Source organism: Bartonella sp. M0192, from assembly GCF_016102305.1.
In the GTDB taxonomy this organism is placed as follows: Bacteria; Pseudomonadota; Alphaproteobacteria; order Rhizobiales; family Rhizobiaceae; genus Bartonella; species Bartonella apihabitans.
In genome coordinates, this window is sequence record NZ_JACFOU010000001.1 from 257775 (window position 1) to 280387 (window position 22613).

Sequence of the window (22613 nt, forward strand, 5' to 3'; positions counted from 1 at the left end):
CAACAAGCGATAAGCAATGATTGCCCATATTTGACGAAGAAAATAGGGCGCCTTCTTGTTAATCCGGATTTCTTTTATGCCAGCGTCGGCTCGGTTATATCGGCTTGATCAATGTGCCGTTTCGCCTCTACAGTCGTTGAGCCATTTCACCATTTGTCATTACTTGAAATCATCAAGGCTTGGCGTTTTTTCAAGAAGCTCTTGCGGCGTCGGCAAAGAATCGTCAATCTTTTGATAGCGCATTTTCTCCGGCAATTCGGTTGAATTGGAAGATTGATCGCGCTGCATGGCTGCCCGCGATAACAACATGAGTGTGACAGGTGTTGTTACAATAATAAATATTGCGAGCAATATAGAATGGGAAATGAGTTTGTGGCCGCTCACCGTTGAATAGATAATCGAGGCAATGATAATGCCACTGACACCCCAGCTTGTTCCGAGCGTTGGCATATGTAAACGGTCATAAAAGCTTTTTGCACGATTAAGACCGATGGCGCCGATCAGTGTCAGTCCCGAGCCTAAAAGCAGGAAAAACACAATGACGATAGAAAGCCAAAGAGGAAAGTCTTCAATCATTCGATTACTTCCCCGCGCATGAGAAATTTGGCCAAAGCCGAACTTGAAACAAAGCCCAAAAGGCCAATCACCAATGCGGAATCGTAATAGATTGTTGTGCCGGAACGCATGCCGAAAGTGACAAACAACATCAGTGTTGCTGTATAGAGTGCATCAAGACCTAAAATTCTGTCCTGTGCGCGTGGTCCACGGATCAGGCGAATAAACGACAAGATCATCGCAAGTCCCAGAAACAATTGCGCAATATTGATGCCCCAATAAAGAATAACAATACTCATTGGAATATCTCCAGAAGCAGACTTTCATAACGATTTTTAATGAAATCTCTCCAATAATTTTCATTATCCATATCAAGATCAAGAATATGGACAAGAAGACTGCTATCCTTGCTATGATAAGCAATCCAGGCAGTTCCGGGTGTTGCAGTCATAATACAGGATAAAACAGCAAGTCCCGTATGGTTTTTAAGTTCAAGCGGAACGGTGATGAAGCCGGATTGTTTCTGTTTTGCCCCGCCGAAAAGCACATAGAGGGCAACCTCATAATTCGACTTTACAATATCGATCGTAACACGAAAAAACAGCCTTATAACCGCGCCCCAATTATGGATATGTACCTTCTGCGGTTTTAATAACCGCATTAAAAACCCGCCTGCAAGTCCAACGACAATGCCGATGATCCCCTGCCCCAAGGTAAAGCCGTTCAAAATCATCCACATGAGAAGAAGCGACAAGGTCAACAATGGATAGGGGATTATGCGTTTCATTTTCCACCCCTTTCAACATCAACCTTATCAATAAGTCCTGCTGTTATTTCTTGTGACGGGTTGGGGCTTACGGCTACGTTTGCCTGCGGCAAAACACTGTCGATATAATTTTGCGGATGATGCAATTCTTCTGCGGCTTTTCCCAGATAGCCTGCTACCGGACCGGCAGCGATGGTCAATAGAAGACACAAGCCGAGCAAACCTGCAACGGGAGCAAATTCTATCACTTGCACGCGTGGCACTTTCCCTTCAATCGACGCCCAGAAAGTGCGGATGCCGGTTCTCGTCATGGCGATAAGTGCGGCAAAACCGGAAAAGATGAGAAGAGCGACAAAAGTCCAATCCCTCGCGCTTGGTTGATAACCATCGCCATTTAGTCCATCCGGATTGAAAATACCGGTAATCATCATGAATTTTGCGACAAACCCCGAAAATGGCGGCATACCGATAATGAGAATCGCTGTTATTCCGAAACATGCTCCAAGAATTGCAAGCGTTGCCGGAATATAAGTGCCGACCTCATCCTCTTCATCTTCCTCGTCCTCGCCATAAACTTCCATTGTTACCGCAAGAACATTGGCGGCGGTATCCTGACTACGTTCGACGAGTTCGACGAGCAGGAAAAATGCCGCAAGCGACAAAGTGGAGGAAACAATATAAAAAAGTGCGCCAGCGGTGAGCGAAGCATTGCCGGTTCCGATAGCGGCAAGCAGCGTTCCCGATGACACCAGAACGCTATAGGAGGCAAGCCGTCCCAGAGCCTGACTTGCGAGCACTCCGATAAAACCGAATATCAAAGTTGCGAGCCCGCCATAAAACAATATGTCATTACCAAAACCGGTTAACGTTCCACCATTTGTTCCAAAGACCAGTAATGTAAGCCGCAAAATAACGTAAATTCCGACCTTGCTCAAAATAGCAAATGTTGCACCGACTGGTGCAGCAGCAGAACTATAAGTCGGTGTCAGCCAGAAGTTGAGTGGCCACATGCCGGCTTTGACCAGAAAAGCAATTCCGAGAATTGCCGCGCCGGACTCGAAAATAATACGATCGGCCGATTTGAGAGTTTGGAGCTTCAACGCAAGATCGGCCATATTCAATGTTCCGCAAACACCGTAAATGAGAGCTGCGCCTATCAGAAAAAACGAGGAAGCAATAAGATTGATCACCACATAGTGCATACCAGCACGCACCCTCGCCAGCCCGCTACCGTGGAGGGCAAGCCCATAGGATGCTGTCAACATAACTTCAAAGAACACAAAGAGATTGAACAGATCTCCGGTCAGGAAAGCACCGTTTACACCGGCAATCATGAATTGCATGAGAGAATGGAAGTGTGGACCGGCTTTATGCCAATGGGCAGCCGAAAACACCAATGAAGCAGCCGCAAGAATGCTTGCCAGAAAAACCATGACCGCACTTAACCGGTCGAGCACCAGAACAATTCCGAAAGGCGCTTGCCAATTTCCAAGGCTATAAACCTCCGCATGTGGCGAAACATCGACAGCCCGTTCGATCAATCCGATAGAAACAAGAATGAGAAGTCCTATCGACGAAAGGCTTATCCATAATTTGAGTTTGCGGCGTCTTTCATCATAAAAAAGCAGAAGTGCCGCAGTCGCAATGGGCAGAAGAATAGGCAGAATAACGAGATGGTAGAGAAAATTTTCGGTCATTTATTTTCCCTTCCATCGACATGGTCCGAACCGGTTAGCCCTCGTGAAACCAGCAAAATAACAAGAAATAATGCGGTTGTCGCAAAACCGATCACAATGGCTGTAAGAACCAGCGCTTGCGGTATCGGATCGGCATAATTTGCCGGATTGACAGGATTGGAGGGGTCAACAATCGGTGCTGCATTCGAGCGGGGACGCGCCATTGAAAAAATAAACAGATTGACCGCATAGGAAATAAGCGAAAGGCCCAAAATAACCTGATAGGTTCTGGGCCGCAAAAGGAGCCAGATTCCTGAACCGGCAAGCACACCGATACCGAGAGAAAGAACAATTTCCATCAGCGTCCCTCCTCTTTTTTAGCAGTTCTTTTACCAACGCGATAATGCCGGATTGATTGGTGCGCTATCGCAATGAGCATCAGCACAGTTGCGCCGACAACAAGTGAAAAAACACCGAGGTCGAACGCCATAGCACTGGCTGTCGGCATTTTTCCGATAAAAGGAACCTTCGTATATTGAAAATAGGAGGTAAGAAACGGATAGCCGAAGACCCATGAACCGATACCGGTTACCAATGCCAGAAGAATACCGAAACCGATCCAGCGCAGCGGTAAAACTGTCAGATGACTTTCCACCCACCGCGTTCCCGATGCCACATATTGCAGAATAAATCCGATAGCCATAGTGACACCGCCGGCAAAACCGCCGCCCGGCAAATCATGCCCGCGCATGAATAAATAGACGGCAAAGGCCATAATAACAGGAAAGAGCCAATGCATGATAATGCGCGGAATAACAAGATAGTCGGAAACTGTGTCACCAACCTCCCGATCGGGCCTTGCTTCGTCAAAAGCCGACTGGACCTGTTGTTGTGTCGGTGCCTCGATACTTTCAACTGCCGGACGGAAACGCCGCAGCAGGGCAAAAACGGTGAGCGCTACAATACCGAGCACGGTTATCTCGCCCATCGTGTCAAAGCCACGGAAATCCACGAGAAGCACATTGACGACATTGCGCCCACCGGCATCGGAATAGGAATGGGTGAGGAAAAAATCTGAAATTGTTGCGCCTTGCGGACGGGTCATCACACAATAGGAAAGCCATGCCAAACCGCCCCCGCCTGCAATCGCAATGAGCAAATCGCGACCTCTTCTCAACCATGGCGTAAAACCGTCCGGCATAGGGTCAGGTGCTTGCAAGCGTTTGGGCAGCCACCTGAGCCCCAAAAGCAGAAGAACTGTGGTAACAACTTCCACAACCAATTGTGTCAATGCAAGATCGGGTGCTGAAAGCCACAAGAATGTGGCACAGGTCATAAGCCCCGTTACACCTAAAAGTATCAACGAAGCGAAGCGGTGGAATTTTGCCTGCCATGCAACCAATATTGCGCACACACCACCGATCAGCCAGATAATTAAAAATGGTAGATCAAGCGGAAAAAGCGGCAATGCACCCGCATCAATCCATTGATTGCCGGCAACCAACAACAAGAGTGCAACGATGGGCGCAAGGATAATCCAGCGTGCTTCCACTTGCAGACGACGGGTAGAAAGAAAAGCCTCGGCCGAACGCGCCCATTTCCATGATATTGTTACCAATACGCGTTCAAAAATACGCTGCCCTTTCAAATGTCTGAAAAATGGCGGCCCACCTTCACATGATTTCAGATATTTGCGCGTAAGAATATAAAGTATAAGCCCGCCTATCAAAGCAATGAGGCTCATGACAAGCGGCGTATTGAATCCATGCCAGAGAGCAAGATCATAATGCGGTGTTTCAGCCCCCAATACAGAATGGACGGCTGTTCCCAAAACGCCACCAATTGCAAATTTCGGAAATATGCCGATGAGAAGGCATAAAAACACCAACAGCTCGATGGGAAAACGCATGAAATGCGGTGGTTCATGCGGCGTTTTTGGCAAATCATGCGGTTTTCCGCCAAAAAATACTCCGTGGATAAAACGCACCGAATAGGTAACACTCAACAATCCCGCGAGCGTAGCAAGATAAGGTGTACTCTTGTCGAGCCATGATTCCATGTGAACTTCAACTGCTTCGGCAAAAAACATTTCCTTCGATATGAAGCCGTTGAGAAGCGGCACACCTGCCATGGCAGCACTTGCAACCAGCGCCAACGTTCCGGTAAACGGCATATAGCGGAAAAGCCCCGACAATTTGCGCATATCGCGGGTTCCCGTTTCGTGGTCGATAATGCCCGCTGCCATAAACAATGATGCCTTGAAAATGGCATGGTTGACGATATGAAAGATTGCTGCAACGCAAGCAAGCGGGCTTGCAAGACTTAAGAGCGTGGTTATCAACCCCAGATGACTGATTGTCGAATAGGCAAGCAGACCTTTAAGGTCCTGTTGGAACATGGCAAAATAGGCACCGATCAAAAGCGTGATCAAGCCGCAAAGCCCGATAATCCAGAACCATTCTTCTGTTCCCGACAATACCGGCCAGAACCGCACCATAAGAAACACACCGGCTTTGACCATTGTTGCCGAATGAAGATAGGCAGAAACCGGTGTTGGTGCGGCCATTGCATTAGGGAGCCAGAAATGGAACGGAAATTGTGCGCTTTTTGTCAATGCTCCGAGAAGCACACAGACAAGTGCCGGAATATAGAGCGGACTTCTCTTGATGAGTGAACCCGAATTCAACACCACATCCAAATCATAACTGCCGACAATATGGCCGATAATCAACATGCCGACAAGAAGCGCAAAGCCACCGAACCCTGTCACCGTCAGGGCCATGCGCGCGCCGTCACGTGCACTTGCATTATGGTACCAGTAGCCGATCAAAAGAAACGAGAAAATACTGGTGAGTTCCCAGAAGATAACGAGGAGAACAATGTTGCCTGACAACACCATTCCGAGCATCGAGCCCATAAAGGCAAGCAGGAATGAAAAAAAACGTGGAACCGGATCCGCCGGATTCATATAATAACGGGCATAGACAACAACGAGCAGGCCGATACCCGTTATCAGAAGTGCAAACAACCAGGAAAAACCATCTATCCGCAAGGTGAAATTCAATCCCCATTGCGGCAACCATGAAATATCAAGTCTTATAACATTGTCGGCTGAAATGGCCGGATAAAGCATAATGGTGCAAAACAGCGCCATAAGCGCAATCGCACCGACAAACCATGCCTCATTATTTTTTGCTGTGGAACGAAAAAAACCGATAATGGCACTACCAACAAAGGGAAGTATTACCAGCAATATCAAGATTGCTTCCCGTGTTGTCATTATCTATACACCATCCTGTTTTTCGGGGCCTTGTTTCTATATAGGTCACCGGAAATGAATCGGTTTTACCTCAATCCCATATTGGATTTTTTCAAGCATATAACGCAAGCCTTTTCAAAAGTTTAATGGAGAAAATTTTGCCGTTTTTTCCAAATTTTCCTCATTTCACCTGAATGGGGCGTTTATGAAGTCCGATTGTCATCAATCGGACGATGTTCATTTCGGACTATAATAACGCGATACACATTGTTTTCGCGGACCGTCAAAAGGCTGGTAGCTGTTATCGGAACTTGTATAGGACTTATATTTTGACGAACAAAAATCGACATGGTTTTTGATAAGCCATGGCTTGTCGTCGTCTTTTTTGGCTTTTTGTGACGCTTTTTTAGGTTTCACATTGGTGCTATCGGCATGTGCTCCCGGTTGAAATGCTGCTTCCGGATACCACCAGCCATCAGTATGTTTTTTATAACCGGTACGGTGATGACGATAGCCTTTGAACCCGTTCAATTCGCCACGGCTCGTGCTTGTAATGGCAGAGGATTCTGTTGTTTTTGCGTTTTGCGCAATCACGAGATTTTCATCAAGATCGGCAGCAAGTGACGAAAAAGTCGCAACCAAACCGATCACTGGCAGTCCGACAAACAAGTAAAAAGGTTTATTGAATTTACGCATTAAGAATCCTTCCCGGAACGAGACAAGAAAATTATAGCAGACATCAAATCGAGAAAACTGCACTCTTTTTTGCTATAGTTAATGAAGAACATATTTGCGCTTATAGAAATGTGTTTCTATATGTGGTCGAGGCTTTAAGAGCCATCGGAAAAAAACCGGATATTGCAGGATTTAAAAATGCTTCAAACGCCCTATTACCTTGTCGACAAATCGAAGTTGCTGCACAATATGGAAAAAATTGCACGTCTTCGTGAACTGTCGGGCGCCAAATCGCTTTTGGCATTGAAATGTTTTGCAACATGGGGCGTTTTCGATTTTATGGCGCGCTATATGGATGGCACCACATCGTCATCGCTTTATGAACTGCGTTTGGGAAAAGAAAAATTCGGCAAAGAAACCCATGCCTATTCGGTTGCCTGGGCCGATTACGAAATTGATGAGGCGATCACTTATGCCGATACAATCATATTCAATTCCATCAACCAGCTTCACCGATTTGAAAAAAAATCCGAAAATATCGAGAGAGGGTTGCGATTAAATCCCGGGGTCAGTTGTTCCGGCTTCGACCTTGCCGACCCTGCCCGCCCTTTCAGCCGTCTTGGCGAAACAAGTTACGAAAAAATCGAAGCGGTCTTGCCGCTCTTGAACGGTTTTATGATTCATTATAACTGCGAGAATGGCGACTTCGCTTTGTTTGACCGGATGCTTTCCGATATAGAACAAAAATTCGGCCAACTTTTTCACCATGTAGAATGGGTGAGCCTTGGCGGCGGTATCTATTTTACCGGTAAAGATTATCCGCTTGAAGCTTTTGCCGACAGGCTCAAGCGTTTTTCCGATAAATATGGTGTTACGGTTTATCTTGAACCGGGAGAAGCTTCTATTACCAATAGCGCAACACTTGAAGTTACAGTTCTTGACACAATGCATAATGGCAAAGATCTTGCGATTGTTGACAGTTCCATCGAAGCCCATATGCTTGATCTTCTCGTTTATCGGGAAAAAGCAAAAATTTCGCCAAATCAGGGGGCGCATGAAATTATGATTTGCGGCAAATCATGCCTTGCCGGCGATATTTTTGGAACCTTCCGTTTTCCTGAAAAGTTGAAAATAGGCGACCATTTATCGATAGAAGATGCCGCCGGTTATACAATGGTGAAAAAAAATTGGTTTAATGGTCTTAATATGCCCGCTATTGCGATAAAAGAATTGGATGGAACCATTCGTGTTCAACGCGAATTCGGGTATAAAGACTATTGTGAAAGCCTTTCTTGAAAAAGGCTCCAAATTTAACAAAGATTTTGAAAGCAGAATTTAGGAGACAAACCGGGAATGAAAAAGAATATCCTGATTATTGGCGCAGGTGGGGTAGCTCAGGTGGTTGCTCATAAATGCGCCCAACATAACGATATTCTCGGTGATCTTCATATCGCATCACGAACATTGCAAAAATGCGAATCGATCATTGCATCCGTCAAAGAGAAAAAATCCATGAAGGTGAAGGGTGTGTTCGAAACGCACCACCTCGATGCGATGGATGTAAAATCGACGGCAGATCTTATTCGCAAAACAAAAAGCCGGATTGTTATCAATGTCGGCTCGGCTTTTCTCAATATGTCGGTTCTTTCGGCCTGTATCGAGACCGGTGCAGCCTATATTGATACCGCCATTCACGAGGACCCGCTAAAAATATGCGAGACACCACCCTGGTATGGCAATTATGAATGGCCGCGCCGCGAAGAATGTGAAGCACATAAAGTAACGGCCATTCTCGGAGCAGGATTTGACCCCGGTGTGGTCAATGCTTATGCGGCGCTTGCCCATCAGGACTATTTCGACAAAATTAGCGACATTGATATTATTGATATTAATGCCGGTAGTCACGGGCGCTGGTTTGCCACCAATTTCGATCCGGAAATCAATTTTCGCGAATTTACCGGTCAGGTCTGGTCGTGGCAGGACAGCAAATGGGTTTCAAACAAAATGTTTGAAATCGGCCACGAATGGGATTTGCCTGTTGTCGGCAGGCGCAACACCTATATGACCGGTCATGACGAAATCCATTCTTTGTCAAAGAATCTTGATGTACCGAATATCCGCTTCTGGATGGGTTTTGGTGAACGTTATATCACCGTGTTCAATGTGTTGAAAAATCTTGGACTTTTATCCGAACAGCCCATAAAAACTGCTGAAGGTCTGGAAGTTGTGCCGCTTAAAGTGGTCAAAGCTGTTTTGCCGGACCCGTCTTCGCTCGCACCGGATTATACCGGCAAGACCTGTATTGGCGACCTTATCAAAGGTGAAAAAGACGGTAAACACCGTGAACTGTTCATCTATAATATTGCCGACCACAAAGAAGCCTATCTTGAAACATGTTCACAAGCTATTTCCTACACGGCCGGTGTTCCGGCCGTGGCAGCGGCTATCTTGGTGGCACTTGGCGATTGGGATGTAAAAACCATGGCCAATGTGGAAGAATTGCCACCGGAACCATTTCTGAAGAAGCTTGATGAAATGGGGCTGCCCACCCGAATTCGCGAAGGAAAAGAAGATAAAAAACTCGATTTATAGCTTTAATGACTGACAAGTGCCAGCAAACCGGAAGGTTATGATGCAAAAGAAAAGCCGAATATATTTCAAAACAATCTCGAGATTATCGAGACATTTCGCTTTTCTTTTGGCTTTGTTTGCCGGCACTTTTTGCTTTTCTTCACCGGCATTGAGTGAAGACGAGACAGCACCACAACCAAAACTGTTTGAAAAATTTTTACCGAAGGCACTGCTCGAACAAAAAAATCAGGCAGAGCCGGCCGTCTGTTCGGGTGAGGATTTAACTAAAAAATTTTCAAAAGAAGAAAACCGGAAATTCTTGGAACGTTCCGGAAAAATAAAAAATGGCAATGCGCGATTCTGGAGGGTTGAAAAAAAAGGAACCGAACCATCCTATCTTTTCGGTACAATGCACGTGACCGATCCGGAAATCGTCAATCTCGCTCCTAGAGTCAAAACAGCACTTGAAAATGCAGATCGTGTCGCCCTCGAATTGAGTGAAGCAGCAGACGATAACGGTAAAGCAATGACAACAAAGCTTCTTGCCTCTCCTGATTTTCTGACTGCCAAGAAAGGTGAACGTTTCAAGGATGGACTTTCGCGGCAGGAATTCAATAAACTCAAAGCTACATTTGAAAACCACAACTTACCTTTTGATCTTATCTCCAACAACAAACCATGGTTCGTCTGGATGACATTGAGCCTACCAGCCTGCGAGGCGCGTCGGGAGGCTCATGGATACCATGCACTTGATGTAGAAATCGGGCAAAACGCCAAAAAACTCGGAAAACCGGTTATTGGTCTTGAAACATTTGATGAACAACTCTCTGCAATTGAAAAACTGCCTTTAAGTTTTCAGGCAAGATCAATTGAAGACTACCTCGAAAACCCCAAATTTTACGTCAATATGTTTTATACCGAAACACAACTTTATAAACAAAGTCGCATTGGAGAAATTCTGGTTCTTGATACTATGTTTAAAACAACGATCAGCAAAAAAGATCAGGAAATTTTCAAAGATATTTTAATGACTAAACGCAATCTACGCATGTCTGAACGCGCACTTCCTTTGATTGAACAAGGAAACAGCTTTATAGCGGTTGGTGCAGCGCATATGGTTGGCGATAGCGGGCTTGTCGAACAATTACGCAAACATGGCTATAAAGTCAGCCCCATCAAATTCTGACAATTTTAAAAGCAACAAGACGGCCGAAGGTTTTCTTTTGCTGCCAATATTGAAGGCTCATTAAGGCGGGAAATTACGACCTCATGCGGCCCGATTGCGACCGGTACCGGATAAACGCGTTTCTCTTTTTCAGTCCGGTCATTTTCTATTAAATCAATAATGATTTCTTTAAATGGGAAAGCTTGAAGAGAATCTCTATCACGGCTTTCGTCGATACGAATATTATCGTCGTGTTTTCCTTAATTAAAAACGGGAAGCACTGAATAGAAGCCACTCCTATTCCAAGCTGACACCGGAATTCCGGAGTGACCTTATCAATCCGGTTTGATTTAAATAAAAAGGCCGCCCGAAGGCAGCCTTTTTGAATGATATGTCAATTCACTTACATATTGATCGGTTTTGAAAAAGCGGCCAATGCAGCTTCTTTTACAGCTTCCGACATTGTCGGGTGAGCATGGCAAGTCCGTGCCAGATCTTCCGATGAGCCGCCAAATTCCATCAAGACAGCAATTTCGTGAATCATTTCACCGGCACCGAAGCCAAGGATATGGCCGCCCAGAACCTTGTCGGTCTTGGCACAAGCAAGGATTTTTACAAATCCGTCAGTCTTCAACATAGCGCGGGCACGACCATTGGCAGAGAAGGGGAACTTGCCAACACGATATTCGATACCGGCAGCTTTGAGTTCTTCTTCGGTTTTACCGACAGAAGCGACTTCCGGCTCTGTATAAACGACACTCGGAATAACGTCATAATTGACATGGCCTTTCTGGCCGGCAAGAATTTCGGCGAGAGCAACACCTTCGTCTTCCGCTTTATGGGCAAGCATCGGACCTTTGACAACATCGCCAATAGCGTAAATTCCGGCAATATTCGTTTGCCAATGTGAATCGATATTCACCCGACCACGTTCATCCAGTACTACACCGGCCTCTTTGAGACCGAGCCCTTCCGTGTAAGGACGACGACCGGTAGCAACGAGAACAATATCAGCTTCGAGAGTTTCAGCCGAACCACCTTTGACAGGTTCAAAAGTAACTTTTGCACCGGATGCGGTTTTTTCAACGCCGGTTACTTTTGCACCAAGTTTATATTCAATGCCCTGTTTTTCCATGAGTTTCTGGAACTGTTTGGAAACTTCTCCATCCATCGGCCCCAGAACCTTGTCGAGAAATTCGACGACTGTGACTTTTGCACCAAGCCGGCTCCAAACCGAACCTAGCTCGGAACCGATCACACCGGCGCCGACCACAACCATGTGATGAGGTACTTTGGAAAGTGACAAAGCACCGGTTGAGGAAACGATAACTTTTTCGTCAATATCGATCTTGAGACCGGGAATACCGGCAACGTCGGAACCTGTTGCGATAATGATATTTTTGGTTTCAAGAGTCTGTTTCGAGCCATCTTTGGCAGCAACTTCGACTTTGCCTGCACCAAGAATTTTTGCCGTGCCGTAAACGGTGTCAATCTTGTTTTTCTTCATCAAAAACGCGACACCGCTTGTGTTACCATCAACAGTTTTCTGCTTGTGGGCCATCATGCCGGCAAGGTCGAGTTTGGGTTTGGAAACCGAAACACCCAAAGCCTCGAAACCGTGTTGGGCTTCGGCAAAAATTTCGGAAGCATAGAGCAAAGCTTTGGAAGGAATACAACCGACATTAAGACATGTACCACCCAATGTATCGCGCTTTTCCACGATTGCTGTTTTTAGCCCGAGTTGCGCTGCCTTGATTGCCGCAACATATCCACCGGGACCTGCTCCAATTACCACAACATCATAAGACATTCTTTTTCCTTTCGTTACGGCCGCTGAGACCTGAAAATTCTAAAACTTAAGAGGCTTTCTGAAACATAAGCCTGATACTGAATGCGATGAAAACGGCTCCGCAAAGGCGATCAATCCATTTGGCAGCGCGTTGATATAATGAGCGAATGGCAGGGGTTGTCATAAAAATGCCAACCAGAACGAACCATCCAATAAGAAGTGCCGACATCGACAGGCCATAGCAAAACTTGACTGCCATAGGCGTTATCGGTGCGACAAATGTCGAGAAAATAGAAAGAAAGAAAAACACCGCTTTGGGATTAAGAGCATTGACGGTAAATCCGGCAAAAAATGCTTTTTTCAAACTCTGCCGTGTTTTTTTACTTTTCATATTTTCGTTTTTTTCACCCGCAATACCACGCGAGGTAATGCTTTTAATGCCGATATAGAGAAGATAGAGAACACCGAGCCACTTAACGACATTAAACAGAATAAGGGATTTCGAGATGAGCAACCCAAGTCCCAGAATTGTGTAACTCACGTGAAAGAGCAAAGCCGCGCCGATGCCGAAAGCGGTTGCAAAAGCGGCCTCACGCCCATGAACCAGAGATTGGCGCAAAATCAATGCGAAATCGGCTCCCGGCGTTATTGCCGCAATTGCGAATACTGCCATCAATGTTGACCATTCGACAAAATAAGGAGCCATCAATTATCTCCAGAAAGCAGCAAAAAGCATGATGACCAATCCGAAAATGGAAACCAGCCAGACAATGCTGCGAATATAGGGGATACCCAAGAGGTAAAGCGGAATATAGATAATCCTTGCTACGACCCATATGGAGCCACCGGCCACGGTTAACATGATGTTATTGGGTGCAAAATCACCAAGCAACATCAATGCCAGAAATGCCGGGTAAGTTTCGCGGAAATTGGCACTCGCTCGCATTGCCCGACCGGCATAAACAGATTTTGGCGCCTCACCGCCATCTCTTGGTCCGGCGTTCCAGCTTCGTCCCAATTCACGTGTTGCGAGATAAGCCTGCAAAAAAATATGCACCAACAACAATATGACGCTTATGGCCAATAATGCTGCTGGTGCATTCATTTACGACTATCCTATTTTAAAGATCGATAACGAGACGTTCCGGATCTTCAAGGCATTCTTTAACACGAACGAGGAATGTAACAGCTTCCTGACCATCAACGATACGGTGGTCATAAGAGAGAGCCAGATACATCATCGGACGGGCAACAACTTCGCCATTGACAACGACAGCACGCTCCTTGATGGCGTGCATACCCAGAATGCCCGATTGAGGAGCATTGAGGATAGGTGTCGACATCAATGAACCATAAACGCCACCATTGGTGATGGTGAATGTGCCACCCTGCATATCGGCAACAGCAAGCTTGCCATCACGTGCGAGACGTCCAAGACGACCGATTTCTTTTTCGATTCCTGCAATTGAAAGCTGGTCTGCGTCACGGACAACAGGAACAACAAGGCCTTTGGCTGTACCAACAGCAATACCGGCATTGACATAATTTTTGTAAATAATGTCGGTGCCGTCGATTTCGGCATTAACAGCAGGAACTTCTTTCAAAGCGTGGCAAACAGCCTTGGTGAAGAAGCCCATGAAGCCGAGCTTGACGCCATGCTTCTTCTCGAACATTTCCTTGTAGCGTTTACGCAAGTCCATAATAGCCGACATATCCACTTCGTTGAAAGTGGTGAGCATCGCCATGGTGTTTTGTGCGTCTTTCAAACGACGGGCAATGGTCTGGCGCAATTTTGTCATGCGGACGCGTTCTTCACGTGCAGCATCTTGCGGCTGGGATGCCGCGCGCGGTGCTGCAACCGGAGCTGCGGCCGAAATACCTTTTGCAAGAGCATCAAGAACATCGCCTTTGAGGACCTGTCCACGCTTGCCCGAACCATCAACCTGACCGGCTGACAAATTGTTTTCAGCCATTAGTTTAGCAGCAGAAGGAGCAGGCTGCATCGAGCCGGAAGTGGCTGCAGGTGCACTTGCTGCCGGTTGTGGTGCAGGAGCGCTCGGTGCCGGTGCAGGCTTTGGCTGCGGAGCAACATTGCCGGCAGCTCCCGCCTCGATCGAGCCAAGAAGCGCGCCAACTTCGACATTGTCACCTTCTTTGGCGGCAATTTCGGTCAATTTTCCTGCAACAGGCGAGGGAACCTCGACTGTTACTTTATCAGTTTCAAGTTCAACCAAGGGCTCGTCCATAGCGACAGCATCGCCAACTTTTTTGAACCATTTCCCAATGGTTGCTTCAGTAACGGACTCGCCCAGAGTAGGAACACGGATTTCATTAGCCATAATTTTTTTCCATACGTCAGAGTGATTTGAGAATTAAGCCAACGCGTCTTCAAGGAACGCGGCAAGCTGTTGAAGATGTTGCGACATAAGCCCGGTTGCAGGCGAAGCACTTGCAGGACGACCGGCATAACGGGCGCGAGGATATTTCGCACCGATATGAGCCAGTACCCATTCAAGATACGGTTCGATAAATGACCAGGCACCCATATTTTTCGGCTCTTCCTGACACCAGACGATTTCCGCCTGCAAGAAGCGGGAAAGAACAGTGATCAAGGCTTTTGCCGGGAACGGGTAAAGCTGTTCAACACGCAACAGATAGACATCATCGATTCCGCGTTTCTCGCGCTCTTCGTAAAGGTCATAATAGACCTTGCCGGAGCAGAGAACAACGCGACGGATCTTGTTGTCTTTCTGCAACTTGATTGCCTGATCCTTGAGCTGTTGGGCGTCATCAAGCAACAAGCGATGGAACGTTGTATCGGCTCCCATATCGCTCAACGAAGAAATGGCGCGTTTGTGACGCAACAAGGATTTCGGTGTCATCAAGATCAAGGGTTTACGGAAATCGCGTTTGATCTGACGGCGCAAAATGTGGAAGTAATTTGCCGGTGTCGTACAATTGGCAACTTGCATATTATCTTCTGCACATAGTTGCAGATAACGTTCAAGGCGGGCTGAAGAGTGCTCAGGACCCTGACCTTCAAATCCGTGTGGCAACAGGCAGACAAGGCCGCTCATACGCAACCATTTGCGTTCGCCCGAGGAAATGAACTGGTCGAAAAGAACCTGCGCACCATTGGCGAAGTCACCGAATTGGGCTTCCCACAAGTTCAAGCCGAGCGGTTGTGCCAGTGAATATCCATATTCAAATCCCAATACACCTTCTTCCGAAAGCATCGAGTTGACAGGTTCATAAATGGCCTGACCCTTTTTAAGATTATTCAACGGGATATAGCGGTTTTCGTTTTCCTGATCATAAAGAACAGAATGACGCTGGCTGAATGTACCACGTTCGACATCTTCACCGGAAAGACGAACCGGTGCACCTTCTATAACGAGTGAACCGAAAGCCAAAGCTTCACCGGTTGCCCAATCGATTCCTTCGCCTGTTGCAAACATTTTTGCACGGTTATCAAGGAAGCGCTTAATGGTCTTGTGAACATGGAAATCGGCCGGAATGTCAACCAGACGTTCACCAATTTCTTTCAGTGTCTTGATCGGCACGCCGGTTGCGCCACGACGTTGATCGTCGGCATTGTCGGCGGCTTTCAAGCCTGTCCATGTGCCATCAAGCCAATCGGCCTTGTTGGGTTTATAGGAAGTGGCGGCTTCAAACTCTTTTTCAAGCTTATCGTGCCACTCGCGCTTTTGCTGGTCGAGTTCTTCAGCCTTGATAAGGCCTTCTTTTTCCAGCTTCTCGCCATAAAGTTCCAAAGTGGTTTTATGACCACGAATGGCTTTATACATCAATGGCTGCGTGAAGGACGGTTCATCACCTTCATTGTGACCAAACCGGCGATAGCAGAACATGTCGATAACAACCGGCTTATGGAAAATCATGCGAAATTCTGTTGCAACTTTGGCAACATAAACAACCGCTTCCGGATCATCGCCATTAACGTGGAAAATCGGTGCGTCGATCATCTTGGCAATATCTGATGGATAAGGCGTTGAACGACCGAAACGCGGATTGGTGGTAAAGCCGATCTGGTTGTTGATGATGAAGTGGATCGAGCCGGCAACACGGAAACCTTTCAGCCCCGAAAGACCCAATGTTTCCTGAATAACACCTTGCCCTGCAAAAGCTGCATCACCATGGATAAGAACCGGCATAACTTTTGCCCGTTCACTGAGCGGAACAAGATCACTGCGGCTCGGACCGGCAAGCAAATCCTGTTTTGCACGGGTTTTACCGATAACAACAGGGTCAACAATTTCGAGGTGGGACGGGTTGGCGAGAAGTGACAAATGCACCTTGTTGCCATCGAACTCGCGATCGGAAGATGTACCCAGATGGTATTTCACATCGCCCGAACCTTCGACATCGTCAGGCTTATAAGAGCCACCCTTGAATTCATGGAAGATTGCGCGATGAGGCTTGGAGAGCACCTGCGAGAGAACGTTAAGACGCCCGCGGTGAGCCATGCCGAAAACGATTTCTTCAACACCGAGAGCACCACCGCGCTTGATGATCTGTTCAAGAGCCGGAATAAGCGATTCACCGCCATCAAGGCCGAAACGCTTTGTGCCCTTATATTTCGTATCGAGAAACTTTTCGAAACCCTCGGCTTCTACGAGCTTATGAACCATAGCCTTTTTACCTTCAGGCGTGAACGATACCCAATTGTTCGGGCCTTCGATACGCTCCTGAATCCAGCTTTTTTCTGCCGGATCGGAAATATGCATGAATTCGACACCGATTGTATTGCAATAGGTGTTTTTCAATATTTCCAACATTTGCGGGATTGTTGCATATTCAAGCCCGAGAACATTGTCGATAAATATTTTACGGTCATAATCGGCCGTTGTGAAACCATAGGTTTCAGGCGACAATTCGTTATAATCTTCCGGTGCTTCACGCAATTGTAACGGATCGAGTTTCGCATGAAGATGGCCGCGTATACGATAGGCGCGGATCATCATAATTGCGCGCACTGAATCGCGTGTAGCCTGAATAATATCGGCATCGCTTACAGCCGAACCGCCTTTTTTGGCTGCTTCTGCTGCTTTGCCTTTGAGCTTGTCGCCCATATGTTTTTCAACAGCCGACCAATCACCGTCCAGAGCCGATACCAGCTCGCCAACCGGTTTTACCGGCCAGTTGTCACGCTGCCAGGATGCGCCTTCAGCATTTTTCAGCACATCTTCCTTATTATCTTTTAAATTATCGAAAAATTCACGCCATTGCGGATCTACGCCAGCGGGATTTTTCTCATATTCGGCATAAAGCTGATCTATATAGTCAGCATTGCCACCATATAAAAACGAAGTTTGTTCAAAAAGATCGTTTGTCTGGTCCTGCCTTGCCATATATTCTGCCGGAACACCTGTTCCGTCTCCTTAATATCCGCGGGAACACCCTACGAATTGGTGTTGAAGAAGCATTCGCTTCTGTTAAAAAATCAAGCCACCCGAACCAGTCGCCCGGGTGGCTTTTACTATCAATCCTTGAGAACCTCGACGAGGGTCTTGCCGATTTGTGCAGGCGAGGGAGAAACACGAATACCGGCTGCTTCCATAGCAGCGATCTTGTCTTCTGCTCCACCTTTGCCACCGGAAATCACCGCACCGGCATGGCCCATTGTACGGCCCTTGGGCGCTGTACGACCGGCGATAAAACCGACAACCGGTTTTTTGCGCCCTTTCTTGGCTTCATCAATCAGGAATTGGGAAGCGTCTTCCTCGGCAGAACCGCCAATTTCACCGATCATAACGATCGACTTGGTTTCGTCGTCTGCAAGGAACATCTCGAGTACGTCGATAAATTCGGTACCCTTGACCGGATCGCCACCAATGCCAACAGCTGTTGTCTGACCCAAACCTTCGACCGTTGTCTGATAAACAGCTTCGTAAGTCAAAGTTCCCGAGCGCGATACAACACCGACCGAACCTTTCTTGAAGATCGATCCCGGCATAATGCCGATTTTGCATTCATCAGGTGTGAGTACACCGGGGCAGTTCGGGCCGATAAGGCGCGATTTCGATTTTCTCAATTTTGCCTTGACCTTGACCATATCGAGAACCGGAATACCTTCCGTGATACAGACAATAAGGCCAATTTCGGCATCAATTGCTTCCATGATTGCAGCCGCAGCACCTGCCGGCGGAACATAGATCACCGATGCGTCGGCACCGGTCTTGTCCTTACCTTCGGCAACAGTTGCGAAAATAGGCAGTTCTTCACCATTGGCGCCATGCCAGGTCTCGCCACCTTTTTTCGGGTTAACGCCACCCACCATTTTGGTTCCATGATAGGCAAGTGCCTGCTCGGTATGGAACGTGCCTGTTTTGCCGGTCAAACCCTGTACGAGAACTTTTGTATCCTTGTTGATAAGAATCGACATGACTTCAAGCTCCCTTCACGGCTGCGACAATTTTCTTGGCGGCATCGTCAAGATCATCCGCCGAGATGACATTCAGACCACTTTCATTAATAAGAGCTTTGCCCTTATCAACATTCGTGCCTTCAAGACGAATAACCAGAGGCACTTTCAAACCGACTTCCTTGACCGCAGCCAGAACACCTTCGGCGATAACATCGCAACGCATAATACCACCGAAAATATTCACCAATATGCCCTGAACGTGGGGGTCGGCTGTAATAATCTTGAAAGCGGCAGTTACGCGTTCCTTGGAAGCACCACCACCAACATCAAGAAAGTTTGCCGGCTCGCCACCATAAAGCTTGATGATATCCATCGTTGCCATAGCAAGGCCGGCACCGTTGACCATACAACCGATATTGCCATCAAGAGCGATATAGGCAAGATCGTGTTTGGAAGCTTCGATTTCCTTCGGATCTTCCTCTGAAGGATCCCGCAACTCGACAATGTCGGGGTGACGGAAAAGTGCATTATTGTCGAACGACACCTTCGAGTCGAGCAAGCGCAGATGACCGTTTTTCATGACGATCAGCGGGTTGATTTCAAGAAGGCTCATGTCTTTTTCGACAAAAGCTTTGTAAAGAATCGGGAAGAGTTTCAATCCGTCTTCACGAGCAACACCGTCAAGCTTCAGAGCATCGCAAAGTTTTGTGCTGTCTTCAGCGGTAACACCCTTATCCGGATCAATCGGAAGGGTGAGAATTTTTTCCGGTGTGTCATGAGCAACGGTTTCGATATCCATACCGCCTTCTGTCGAAACGACAAAGGCGATCTGTCCGACCGTACGGTCAACGAGGATCGACAGATAAAGTTCGCGTTCAATATCGGCACCATCTTCGATATAAAGACGATTTACCTGTTTTCCGGCCGGACCTGTCTGCTTGGTGACGAGTGTTTTGCCAAGCATTTCTTTGACATTGGCAACAACTTCTTCAACCGATTTTGCAAGACGGACCCCACCTTTAGCATCGGGACCAAGTTCTTTAAACTTACCCTTGCCGCGACCACCAGCGTGAATCTGGCTTTTAACGACATAAAGAGGTCCAGGCAATTTTTTTGCCCATTCCTCTGCCTGCTCTACAGAATAGACAGCAACACCGTTTGCAATCGGTGCGCCATATTCATGAAGCAGACGCTTGGCCTGATATTCATGGATATTCATTCATTTTTCCTTTTCTATTATGGGCCGAAAGTCCGGTCCCGGAAAATCGGTGTATCCGACTTAAGTGAATGAAAAAGTGGGGCCACCCCCACTTATTTCAAGTTTGGTGCTAGTTTTAAGCAAGCTTCACAAAGGCCATGAACAGCATGAACAGATTTATCGAAAGCTTCCTTTTCTTTCTTATCAAGTTCAATTTCGATAACGCGTTCAACACCACCAGCGCCCAAAACAACAGGAACACCGACATATGTGTCTTTAACGCCGTACTGGCCAGAAAGATGCGCAGCAACCGGTACAACACGCTTTTTATCTTTCAGATAAGCTTCTGCCATCGAAATGGCCGATGCTGCCGGAGCATAATAAGCCGAACCGGTTTTCAACAAACCAACGATTTCTGCACCGCCATCGCGGGTACGCTGAATAATTTTTTCGAGCTTTGCTTCGGTTGTCCAACCCATTTTGACAAGATCAGGTAAAGGAATACCGGCAACTGTCGAATAACGGGCAAGCGGCACCATCGAGTCACCGTGGCCACCCAGAACAAAAGCCGTCACATCATCAACCGAAACCTTGAATTCTTCGGCGAGGAAATAACGGAACCGTGCAGAGTCGAGAACGCCAGCCATGCCAACAACCTTATTAGCCGGCAAACCTGAAAATTTCTGCAAAGCCCAAACCATTGCATCAAGCGGATTGGTGATGCAGATAACAAATGCGTCGGGAGCGTATTTCTTAATTCCGGCGCCAACCTGTTCCATAACTTTGAGGTTGATCCCGAGAAGATCATCGCGGCTCATTCCGGGTTTACGGGGAACACCTGCGGTGACGATTATAACGTCGGCGCCCTCGATAGCCGCATAGCTATTGGCGCCGGTATATTTGGCGTCGAAACCTTCAACCGGTGAAGATTCGGCAATATCAAGACCTTTACCCTGCGGCACACCCTCGGCAATATCGAACAAGACAACGTCGCCAAGTTCTTTTAATCCGATCAAGTGTGCCAATGTGCCCCCAATCATCCCTGAACCGATGAGAGCTATTTTATTGCGTGCCATTCTGGTTTCTTCCCTAAAAATACTGTCGGAAAAATAAAGCAGATCTGCTCCTCGCCGACATGATCAAAACTCCCCTCATTTTTATCCGGCTTGAAAGCCCGAATAAAAAATCGGGTTTGTTAGTACTCCCGTATAGATTCGACCTGCGACAAAAGCACAGCCGTAAAACCTACACCTCTTACGTCGATAGGCTGAATCGCCGAAAATTACAATAGATTTATCTAAAGCTAATAAAATCAAACGGTTATATTGACTTCACTTTACGTAAACGTCAATTTTTCTTCACTTTTGTGCGTCAAATTGACACAATTTAAACGTGTTTACCGGTTTTTTGGCTTTACTGACCCTGTTTTTCGGTCCAATTGGCCAAATATTCCTGACTTTGCATTTCAAAAAGACGTGATGCAGTGCGTTCGAACTCGAATGTCTCGGTCGTCTGGTTCTTTCCCTGATAAAGTTTGTCAGGGGTTGCAGCCGCCGAAATAAACAATCTGATATGCCGATCGTAAAGCGTATCAATCAGTAGAATGAAACGTTTTGTCTCGTTGCGATGCTCGTCGTCCATAATCGGGACATTGTCGATGAAAAATGTATGATAGTGTTCTGACAAAGCGAGATAGTCGGACGCAGCCAACGGGATGTCACACAGATCAATATAGTCGAAACGGGCAGCATCATTCACAACGCGCGGTACATGGACCGGATGTCCTCGCACTTCGACAATTTCGGATTTTGCGGTTTTTCCCTGTTCGATCAATGCCCAAGCAGCATCCATCTTTTCCTGTGCCTTATGGCCCAAAGGAGTAATGTAGACAGGTTTGCGGTCAGCTTTTTCCAACCGGTAATCGGTATCGGCATCCAGATTGAAAACCTCGACATTTTCTTCGAGAATTTTGATAAAAGGCAAAAATAGCTGTCGATTGAGACCGTCTTTATAAAGATTATCAGGTGCAACATTGGAAGTGGCAATAAGCGTCACACCATCCTTGAATAAAGCGGTAAACAGTCTCGATAGCACCATTGCGTCGGCAATATCGGTAACCGTAAACTCGTCAAAACAAAGGACTTTGGCTTCTTTCGCAAGACTTGCCGCAACTGGAGGGATAGGGTCGTTCTGTTTGGTCTCGCCCCGTGTCAATGCCTGCCGGTGACGGTTAATCCGGTCATGGACATCTGCCATAAAATCATTGAAATGGGCGCGCCTTTTGTCACCGTCAGGGAGACACGAAAAAAACAGATCCATGAGCATGGTTTTCCCACGCCCGACCTCTCCATAGATATAAAGTCCACGGACACCGCTGTGGTTGTCTTTATTTTTACCGAAAAGCCAGCCTAGCGGCGAGCTTTTCTGTGATATCCGTTTTACCGACAATTCATCAAGAAGGCGGTCAAAATGGGAAATCAACGCAATTTGCGCTTCATCACGGCTAATTTCGCCGTTTTCAACCAGCGCATCATAGCGCTCACGCATTAATCCCATCAACAAGCCCCTTCTTGT

At 46.9% G+C, this 22613-nt stretch carries 19 protein-coding genes; 3 read left to right on the top strand and 16 right to left on the bottom strand.

The features are described from left to right. Positions 1-159 precede the first annotated feature (159 nt). The 7 genes from mnhG to H3S82_RS01240 form a co-directional block, all read right to left on the bottom strand. Complete coding sequence (gene mnhG, locus H3S82_RS01210) at positions 160-576, bottom strand: monovalent cation/H(+) antiporter subunit G (protein WP_198225566.1); 417 nt, start codon at positions 574-576, stop codon at positions 160-162. After that, positions 573-854, bottom strand: coding sequence for a K+/H+ antiporter subunit F (locus H3S82_RS01215; protein ID WP_198233277.1), 282 nt, complete (start codon positions 852-854; stop codon positions 573-575). The genes mnhG and H3S82_RS01215 overlap by 4 nt, the downstream gene beginning before the upstream one ends. Continuing rightward, positions 851-1342 carry a Na+/H+ antiporter subunit E gene (locus tag H3S82_RS01220; RefSeq protein ID WP_198233276.1) on the bottom strand — a complete coding sequence of 164 codons (492 nt, stop codon included), beginning with the start codon at positions 1340-1342 and terminating at the stop codon, positions 851-853. The genes H3S82_RS01215 and H3S82_RS01220 overlap by 4 nt, the downstream gene beginning before the upstream one ends. After that, entirely contained in the window at positions 1339-3018 is a 1680-nt protein-coding gene (locus H3S82_RS01225) for a monovalent cation/H+ antiporter subunit D (RefSeq protein ID WP_198233275.1), read from the bottom strand. The genes H3S82_RS01220 and H3S82_RS01225 overlap by 4 nt, the downstream gene beginning before the upstream one ends. Next, positions 3015-3356, bottom strand: a complete 342-nt coding sequence (locus H3S82_RS01230; RefSeq protein ID WP_075869471.1) for a Na+/H+ antiporter subunit C — start codon at positions 3354-3356, stop codon at positions 3015-3017. The genes H3S82_RS01225 and H3S82_RS01230 overlap by 4 nt, the downstream gene beginning before the upstream one ends. Continuing rightward, complete coding sequence (locus H3S82_RS01235; RefSeq protein ID WP_198237088.1) at positions 3356-6277, bottom strand: monovalent cation/H+ antiporter subunit A; 2922 nt, start codon at positions 6275-6277, stop codon at positions 3356-3358. Before H3S82_RS01235 ends, H3S82_RS01230 begins: the two co-directional genes overlap by 1 nt. Before the next feature lie 216 nt (positions 6278-6493). Continuing rightward, positions 6494-6952: a BA14K family protein gene (locus H3S82_RS01240; RefSeq protein ID WP_198233273.1), complete on the bottom strand. Its 459-nt coding sequence runs from the start codon at positions 6950-6952 to the stop codon at positions 6494-6496. 177 nt (positions 6953-7129) lie between these two features. On the opposite strand from H3S82_RS01240, the gene H3S82_RS01245 reads away from it, so the two are divergent. Genes H3S82_RS01245 through H3S82_RS01255 form a run of 3 tightly spaced genes read left to right on the top strand, consistent with a single transcriptional unit; the run spans position 7130 to position 10688 of the window. Beyond that, complete coding sequence (locus tag H3S82_RS01245; protein ID WP_198233272.1) at positions 7130-8227, top strand: carboxynorspermidine decarboxylase; 1098 nt, start codon at positions 7130-7132, stop codon at positions 8225-8227. A gap of 57 nt (positions 8228-8284) precedes the next feature. Continuing rightward, a complete protein-coding gene (locus tag H3S82_RS01250; protein ID WP_198233271.1) occupies positions 8285-9523 on the top strand; it encodes a saccharopine dehydrogenase family protein in 1239 nt (412 codons plus the stop codon). Between the two features lie 37 nt (positions 9524-9560). Continuing rightward, positions 9561-10688, top strand: a complete 1128-nt coding sequence (locus H3S82_RS01255; protein ID WP_198233270.1) for a TraB/GumN family protein — start codon at positions 9561-9563, stop codon at positions 10686-10688. A gap of 382 nt (positions 10689-11070) precedes the next feature. Here H3S82_RS01255 and lpdA read toward each other — a convergent pair whose 3' ends face one another. The 9 genes from lpdA to zapE all read right to left on the bottom strand — a co-directional run bounded on the left by lpdA (position 11071) and on the right by zapE (position 22595). Further along, the gene (gene lpdA / locus H3S82_RS01260) at positions 11071-12477 is read right to left on the bottom strand and encodes a dihydrolipoyl dehydrogenase (protein WP_078040258.1); all 1407 of its coding nucleotides are present in this window, start codon (positions 12475-12477) and stop codon (positions 11071-11073) included. 46 nt (positions 12478-12523) lie between these two features. Next, positions 12524-13162 carry a LysE family transporter gene (locus tag H3S82_RS01265; protein ID WP_077973354.1) on the bottom strand — a complete coding sequence of 213 codons (639 nt, stop codon included), beginning with the start codon at positions 13160-13162 and terminating at the stop codon, positions 12524-12526. A gap of 3 nt (positions 13163-13165) precedes the next feature. After that, complete coding sequence (locus H3S82_RS01270; RefSeq protein WP_198233269.1) at positions 13166-13561, bottom strand: MAPEG family protein; 396 nt, start codon at positions 13559-13561, stop codon at positions 13166-13168. Between the two features lie 16 nt (positions 13562-13577). Beyond that, positions 13578-14795 (bottom strand): 2-oxoglutarate dehydrogenase complex dihydrolipoyllysine-residue succinyltransferase, encoded by a 1218-nt coding sequence (gene odhB, locus H3S82_RS01275; protein WP_198233268.1) that lies wholly within the window; start codon positions 14793-14795, stop codon positions 13578-13580. A gap of 33 nt (positions 14796-14828) precedes the next feature. Next, a complete protein-coding gene (locus H3S82_RS01280; RefSeq protein ID WP_198233267.1) occupies positions 14829-17825 on the bottom strand; it encodes a 2-oxoglutarate dehydrogenase E1 component in 2997 nt (998 codons plus the stop codon). 131 nt (positions 17826-17956) lie between these two features. Continuing rightward, positions 17957-18859, bottom strand: a complete 903-nt coding sequence (gene sucD / locus H3S82_RS01285; protein ID WP_077973359.1) for a succinate--CoA ligase subunit alpha — start codon at positions 18857-18859, stop codon at positions 17957-17959. 4 nt (positions 18860-18863) lie between these two features. Continuing rightward, complete coding sequence (gene sucC / locus H3S82_RS01290; protein WP_198225553.1) at positions 18864-20060, bottom strand: ADP-forming succinate--CoA ligase subunit beta; 1197 nt, start codon at positions 20058-20060, stop codon at positions 18864-18866. Between the two features lie 92 nt (positions 20061-20152). Then, on the bottom strand, positions 20153-21115 hold the full coding sequence (mdh, locus tag H3S82_RS01295; protein WP_077973362.1) for a malate dehydrogenase: 963 nt from the start codon (positions 21113-21115) through the stop codon (positions 20153-20155). A gap of 337 nt (positions 21116-21452) precedes the next feature. Further along, on the bottom strand, positions 21453-22595 hold the full coding sequence (gene zapE / locus H3S82_RS01300; protein WP_198233266.1) for a cell division protein ZapE: 1143 nt from the start codon (positions 22593-22595) through the stop codon (positions 21453-21455). Positions 22596-22613 lie beyond the last annotated feature (18 nt).